This is a genomic window from Streptomyces milbemycinicus, assembly GCF_002154605.1.
GTDB lineage: Bacteria > Actinomycetota > Actinomycetes > Streptomycetales > Streptomycetaceae > Streptomyces > Streptomyces milbemycinicus.
Map to the genome: position 1 here is coordinate 1 of NZ_MUNE01000999.1, position 7031 is coordinate 7031.

At 70.5% G+C, this 7031-nt stretch carries 5 protein-coding genes; 4 read left to right on the forward strand and 1 reads right to left on the reverse strand.

The genetic code is table 11. The features are described from left to right. Nucleotides 1-1410 (forward strand): condensation domain-containing protein (locus CCN51_RS50190; RefSeq protein ID WP_245881865.1); only part of this gene is annotated, 1410 nt, incomplete at its 5' end. An 88-nt stretch (nucleotides 1411-1498) separates the two neighbouring features. Here CCN51_RS50190 and CCN51_RS50195 read toward each other — a convergent pair. Further along, the gene (locus CCN51_RS50195) at nucleotides 1499-2164 is read right to left on the reverse strand and encodes a TetR/AcrR family transcriptional regulator (protein ID WP_014172910.1); all 666 of its coding nucleotides are present in this window, start codon (nucleotides 2162-2164) and stop codon (nucleotides 1499-1501) included. A 154-nt stretch (nucleotides 2165-2318) separates the two neighbouring features. Here CCN51_RS50195 and CCN51_RS50200 point away from each other — a divergent pair, with 154 nt between their 5' ends. The 3 genes from CCN51_RS50200 (at nucleotide 2319) to CCN51_RS50210 (ending at nucleotide 5990) form a co-directional block, all read left to right on the forward strand. Continuing rightward, nucleotides 2319-3755, forward strand: a complete 1437-nt coding sequence (locus CCN51_RS50200) for a DHA2 family efflux MFS transporter permease subunit (protein WP_014172909.1) — start codon at nucleotides 2319-2321, stop codon at nucleotides 3753-3755. 67 nt (nucleotides 3756-3822) lie between these two features. After that, complete coding sequence (locus tag CCN51_RS50205) at nucleotides 3823-4272, forward strand: hypothetical protein (RefSeq protein WP_043485961.1); 450 nt, start codon at nucleotides 3823-3825, stop codon at nucleotides 4270-4272. Between the two features lie 95 nt (nucleotides 4273-4367). Beyond that, nucleotides 4368-5990, forward strand: a complete 1623-nt coding sequence (locus CCN51_RS50210) for a multicopper oxidase family protein (protein ID WP_014172907.1) — start codon at nucleotides 4368-4370, stop codon at nucleotides 5988-5990. Nucleotides 5991-7031 lie beyond the last annotated feature (1041 nt).

Here is a 7031-nt window from a genome sequence, read left to right on the forward strand (position 1 = left end):
AGGGGCACGCCGTCCGCGGCGCTGGAGGACGAGCAGACCGCCGCGGACGGCGTGCCCCTGATCCCCGCGGTGCCCGTACGGGACGGCGAGGAGGCGCCGCTCGCCCTCCAACAGGGCGACCTGTGGTTCCTCAACCACCCCCGGCACCTGCCCGCGTCGTACGACAACGCCCAGCTGGCGTACCGTATCGACGGCCCGCTGGACCGCGACGCCTTTGTGCGCGCCGCCCGCGCGCTCGTGGTGCGCCATCCCGTCCTGCGCACCGGCTACGTCCGCCGCGACGGCACCGTCACCCAGCGGATGAACGACGCCGAGGGGTTCGAGGTGACCGTCACCGAGCCCATCGCGGACGACAACGCCCTCATTCAGTGGCTGCGCGAGGAGCGGACGCGCCCGTTCGCACCGGAGGACCCGTACGCGATCCGTGTCCACCTGGTGCCGGTTGCCGACGAGCAGCACATCTTCGTCCTCACCCGGCCCTGGGGCGTCTTCGACGGATGGTCGCTGACCATCGTGCTGACCGAACTGGTCGCGCTGTACCGGCAGCTGTCCGGCGGCGCCGAGCCCGAACTGCCCGGCCTGCCGCTCGCGTACGCCGATTTCGCCCGCTGGCAGCGGCAGACGGTCGGGACCGCGGAACTCGACCGGCAGCGCGCCTACTGGCGGCGTCAGCTGGACGGGCTGCCCGCGTGCCTGTCGCTGCGCACCGATCGGCCGCGGGGAGCGGTGAAGTCCTACCGGGGCGCCTCGGTGGACTTCGGTGTACCCCTCGACGTACTCACCCGGCTCCGGCAGCTGAGCCAGGAGCACGGCGGCAGCCTCTATATGACGCTGCTGTCGGCGTTCGCCGTGCTGCTGGGCGGCCATACGGACGACCGCGAGGTGGCGATCGGCTCGCCCGTCAGCCACCGTCCCAGGGCCGAACTGGAGGGGCTGGTCGGATACTTCGTCAACACCCTGCTGATCCGGCTGGACATCGCCCCGGACCGCCCCTTCACCGAGCTGCTGGCACAGGCCCGGCAGGTCACCGCGGAGGCCCATGACCACAAGGACCTGCCGTTCACCGAACTGGTCCGCGACCTGGTGCCGGAACCCGACCCGGCGCACTCCCCGCTGCTCCAGACCATGGTCAACCTCGTCCCGAACCCGGCTCCCACGGCGGGCGGTGACGATGCGGGCGATCTGCGGATCTCCCCGGTGGACACCGGCTCGCGGACGGCGAAGCACGACCTCAACCTGACGGCGCTGGAGACGGAATCCGGCCTGAGCGGCTATCTGGAGTACAGCACCGACCTGTTCGCGGACGAGACCGCCGCACACCTGGTGCGCTCCTACGAGCGGCTGCTACGCAAGATCGCCGCCGACCCCGGCGCGGATCTGGCCCGGCTGCGCGAGCGGGCGGGCGATTGAGCCCGCGCGGGGCGGCCCGGTTGCCCATTCGGGTGTGACGCCGCAGAAACCGAGGCAGGGCAGCGGGAAGCCTGATCGCTCGGGCTCGCTATGGCCGCATGGGGTGCGGTGCGTAGTGTCCGAGGAACATGTCGACGCCGTTGGTGGTGAGGCGGTCGGTGAGGTCCTCGTCGATGTCGGTGCCGTAGGCGCTGAAGACGAGGTGCGGGAAGACCAGGAGCGAGTACAGCTGCAGGATGGCCACCTCGATGTCGGGGATGTCGAGTCGGCCCTCCTCGTTCAGCCTCCGGAGTGCTTCCGCTACGGCGGGATGGTGGCGTTCCGGGCCGGATTGCTGCCAGGCTCCGCCGAGTTCGGGGAAGCGGTGCAGCTCGCGGGCGACCACGTTCCGCAGAGCGGCGATGTCCGGGTCGGCCGACATGCCCTTCACCCAGGCCCGGGCCACGGTGACCAGAGCCTCCCTCAGATCGTCCGAGTCGGCCAGCCGGCCGAACGCCGTGACCAGGTCGCCGCCGAGCGGCGCGTCCAGGGAGTCCTTGATGACTCCGATGAACAGGGCTTCTTTGCTGCCGAAGTGGTTGTAGACGGTCACCTTGGACACACCCGCCTCCGCGGCGATCAGGTCGACGCTCACGTCGAAGCCCTCGCGCAGAAACAGTTCGCGGGCGGCCTTCACGATGGCCTGCCGCTTGGCTTCGGCACGTGGCCCGCTGGGCGGCTGCTTCGCGAGTGTCCTGACCGTCCTGTCGCTCATGGACTGAGTCTACCGGGATGTGAACTGAACGGTTGAGTACACCTGAACTGTATCGTACAGTTCAGATCTTGGGTGGCGCAGAAGACCGCACGCTGCGCACAGCCCCCTGTCGCTCTCAGCCCCTGTCGCTCACTGCTCCTACGGAGGAATCGTCATGAGCCACCCGCATCGCGCCGCCCACGCGGAGCATGCCGCCCCGCCTGATGAGGCGGCCGAGCCGCGCCGCTGGCTGATGCTGGCCCTGCTCTGCCTGGCCCAGTTCATGCTCATCCTCGACGTCACCGTCGTGAACGTCGCCCTGCCCGACATGGCCGCCGACCTCCACCTCGGCCGTGAGACGCTCACCTGGGTCGTCACCGCCTACACGCTCTGCTTCGGCGGGCTCATGCTGCTCGGCGGGCGCCTCGCCGACGCGGTCGGCGCCCACCGGACGGTGCTCGCCGGGCTGGCGGTGTTCACCGCCGCGTCCCTGGCCACCGGACTCGCCACGGGCGCGCCCACACTGCTCGGTGGGCGGATCTTCCAGGGCGTCGGCGCCGCGCTCCTGTCACCATCTGCCCTGTCAATGGTCACCACCAGCTTCCAGGGCGAGGAACGGAACAAGGCCCTGGGGGCGTGGGCGGCGGTCGGCGGCACCGGCTCGGCGGTCGGTGTTCTGCTCGGCGGTGTTCTGACCGACGGGCCCGGCTGGGAGTGGGTCTTCTATCTCAATGTCCCGGTCGGCGTCCTCGCCCTCGCCACCCTGCCCGCGCTGCTCCCGCGCCGCTCGCCCCAGCCCGTTCGGCTCGATCTGCCCGGTGCCGTACTGGTCACCGCGGGCACCGCATCGCTCATCTACGGCCTGGTGAAGGCGGGGGACGCGGGCTGGGGCGACGCCACCGCCGTACTGCCGCTGCTCGGGGCCCTCGTCCTGTACGCGGCGTTCGTCGGGGTCGAACGCGTCAGCAGGGCCCCGCTGATGGACCCGCGGATGTTCACCAGGCGTCCCGTGGTCGCGGGCGCGTTCCTGATGCTCGTCGCCACCGCGCTGCTGATCGCGTTCTTCTTCCTCGGCTCGGTCTACCTGCAGCGGGTACGTGGCTTCAGCCCGCTGCGGACCGGGCTGGTATTCCTTCCGGTGGCCGTGGCCACCGGCGTCGGTGCCCATCTCGGATCGCGGCTCGTGGGCCGGATCGGCAGCCGTGTGACGGCCACGGCGGGCATGGCGGTCGCTGCGGCCGGGACCGTGCCGCTGACCTGGGTGGCGGCCGACGGCAGTGTGTACGCCGGGCTGCTGCCCGGCCTGGCCATCGCCTCGCTCGGTATCGGCGCGGTCTTTGTCACGGCCACCACCACCGCGCTCGCCATGGTCACCCACGAGGAGGCGGGGCTGGCTTCGGGGGTCGTCAACACCTTCCATGAGGTGGGCGGCTCGGTCGGTGTGGCCGTGATGTCCACGGTCGCCGCGGCCGGCATCGAGCACGGTGCGATCGGCGGTTTCACGGACGCCTTCACGCTCAGCGCGACGGTGGCCGCCGCGAGCCTGCCGATGACCTTGCTGCTCGTGCCACGCGGCAAGCCGCAGCTGACCGGGAGGCCGCATATGCACTGAGGGCGGGTCCATTACCCCCACCAGGTATATTGGCGACGGCCACTCACCGACGGCGCGGATGGAAGCGATGACAACAGCCGGAACCCGGCGGATACGCGCCCGCGGTGGCGCCGTCCGCTGGACGCGGGCTGCCGCCATCGCGCTGTTCGCCGTGCTCGTTGTGCTCGTTCATCACGAGACGGTCGCCGTTGCCTCCGTCCCGGTGCATACGACCGTCATGAGTGGGATGCCGGGCATGGACCACACGTCCGCGATGACGGTGTCGAGGGACGCGATGGACCACGACAGCGCTGTGCGGGCCGTCACTCCGGTGGGGGGCGACATCGGCCCCTGTTCGGGCGTGGCCATGCAGCACTGCTCGGCCGCAGGTGTCGACGCGGTCAAACTCGCCCCGCCCGCAGAACTCCATGTCGGCCGCGATACCAACAGCTACGACACCTCGGCTGGACGCGCAGTCCCCAAGACGGTGAGCCGCGCGCCGCCCGACCTTTCCGTCCTCTCTCGTCTGCTCCTGTAGGCCGCTCCTACGGCAACTTCGCTTCTCCCGTCGGCGAAGTGCCGTGCCCGCATGCGACCGAACTGAAGGCGTATCGAGTAGAGGACACCATCACCATGAACAGCATCAACCGCCGATCCGTCCTGCTGGCCGGGCTCGGTGTCGCGGGTGCGGGCGCGCTCGCCGCCTGCAGCGCCTCCGGCAGTGGCTCCGGGAGCGCCCCCGCCCTGGTCGAGCCGTCCGGCTCGGCGGTCGCCGCCGCCGAGAAGAAGCGCACGAGCACCGGCAAGGTGCACAGCCTCACCCTGACCGCCGCACCCGCCACACTGGACCTCGGCGGCGGCGTCACGGCCAAGAGCTGGGCCTTCTCCGGCCGCACCCCCGGCAAGGAGCTCCGGGTGTCGGCGGGCGACACCGTGGCCGCCGAACTGTCCAACCAGCTGCCGAACAAGACCACGACGTCGATCCACTGGCACGGCATCGCCCTGCGCAACGACATGGACGGCGTTCCCCCGGTCACCCGGACCGCCGTGCGGGCCGGAGCCAACTTCACCTACCGCTTCATCGCCGATGCCCCGGGGACGTACTTCTTCCACCCGCACGTCGGCGTCCAACTCGACCGCGGCCTGTACGCCCCGCTGATCGTCGAGGACCCGAGGGAGCCGCTGGCGTACGACGACGAGTGGGTCATCGTCCTGGACGACTGGGTCGACGGCGTCACCGGCACGCCCGACGAGGTCTTCGCCGAGGTGAAGCAGGGGATGAGCGGGATGCATATGGGCGGCTCCGGCAACTCGTCCGGCTCCTCGGGCGGCCACGACATGGGTGGCATGGACGGGATGGACGGCATGGACATGGGCGGCGGCTCCTCGCCGTCCGCCTCCGGCGACGGCATGCCGATGAAGTTCATGCTGATGGGTGCCGAGAGCGATCTGCTCGGCGGTGACGCCGGTGATGTGAAGTACCCGTACCACCTGATCAACGGGCGTGTCCCGGCCGACCCGGACGTGTACGAGGGCAAGCCCGGCAAGCGAATTCGCCTCCGGATCATCAATGCGGGCGGCGATACCGCCTACCGTGTCGCGCTCGGCGGCCACAAGCTGACCATCACCCACACCGACGGCTTCCCCGTCGAGCATCAGCGGGTCGACGCCCTGCTGGTCGGCATGGGGGAGCGCTACGACGTTCTGGTCACGCTCGCCGACGGCGTCTTCCCGCTCGTCGCGCTCGCGGAGGGCAAGAACGTGACCGGCATGGCGCTGGTCCGTACCGGCTCCGGCCGTGCGCCGAAGGCGACCGTACGGCCGAAGGAGCTGAACGGCATGATCATGACGGCGTCCCAGCTCCGCGCGGCGGACGACGTCCGACTGCCCTCGAAGAAGGTCGACCGGGTGCACCGCATCGAGTTGACCGGCGGTATGGCCAAGTACAACTGGGCCATCAACGGCAGGGCGTACGACATGCGCAACCCGACGGCCGCCCCGATCACGGTCGAGGAGGGCCAGCGGGTCCGGCTGGACTTCGTCAACAGCACGCAGATGTGGCATCCGATGCATCTGCACGGCCACACCTACCAGCTCGGGCAGACCGGCCCCCGCAAGGACACCGCGATCGTGCTGCCGAAGAAGAAGCTGTCCGTGGTCTTCGATGCCGACAACCCCGGCCAGTGGATGCTGCACTGCCACAACGCCTACCACGGCGAGGCCGGGATGATGGCGCTGGTGGCCTATCGGGCCTGAGCGTCGACACGTCGGGCGCTGGAGGACGGAATGGTCCTCCAGCGCCACTGTCTCGGGTGATCCGGTTGCTGCGCGGACAAGTTGGCGCGATGTTGCCGGGGTGTTTCTCGGGCACTCCCGCAACGGTGCTAAGGTCACGGCATGGTTACGGCTCGGTCGCTCTCCGCTATGCCGCGGTCCCGCCCCTCGGGGCGCGCGCTGCGTCTGCTGTGGGTGGCCGCGCTCCTGTTCGGGTTGGTGTACGCGCACGGCGTGAGCCCGGAAAGCGTGGCGAGGCACCTCTCCTCCGCCACGGTGAACCTGGGTGTTTCCGTAGGCGAGGGCCCTGCGGTGACGGCACCGGTCGCCGCTGAGAAGGCTTCTGACAGCGGTCTTACGGTGCGGGATCACCGCGACGGCGGCCACGCCTCTCCCCACCCGGCACATGAGTGTCTGATTGCCCAGCCACAGCACGGTTCCGGGGTGGTGGCTCCCTGCCAGGCGCCGCTCGGCCGGCAGCCGGCGCCCCTAGTGGCGCCGATCGAGGCGGTCGGCCCGGCCCCGTCGTCTTCGGCCGGGTGCCCGTTCAGGAACTCCGCTGTCTGCGCGGTGCTGCAGATCTAGGCTCCGCCGCGCCGCCGACCGGTCGGGACGGGCCCCGCATGCGCGCCCACCCGGCTCGGCGCCGCCGATTCACACCGCCCTGACCTCTCATAACGCGTCGCTCAAGAGCGCCGATCCAGGGATGTCCGAGGCGCTGTCACCTCCTGCCCACTCCTGCTCACTGCCCACTTCCGCCCGCGGGGCGGGGGCGGTGCCCCACGCGGAGGAACTGTTGCCGCCCCACCCCCACGCCCGCCGTGCCCTCTCACCGGGCTCGCCGTGGTACCGCCGTGTTGTCGCCCTCGTGTTATGCGGGTTGCTGCTGACCGCCCTCGACTGCGCCGGCCCGCACCAGGAGTCGGACCACCCGCGCGCTCAGGCGCAGACCGCCTCCGGGTCACCAGCGGCAGCCGCGACGTCCGCGCGTCCGGACACCCCCGAGATGGTGCACGGCGCCGG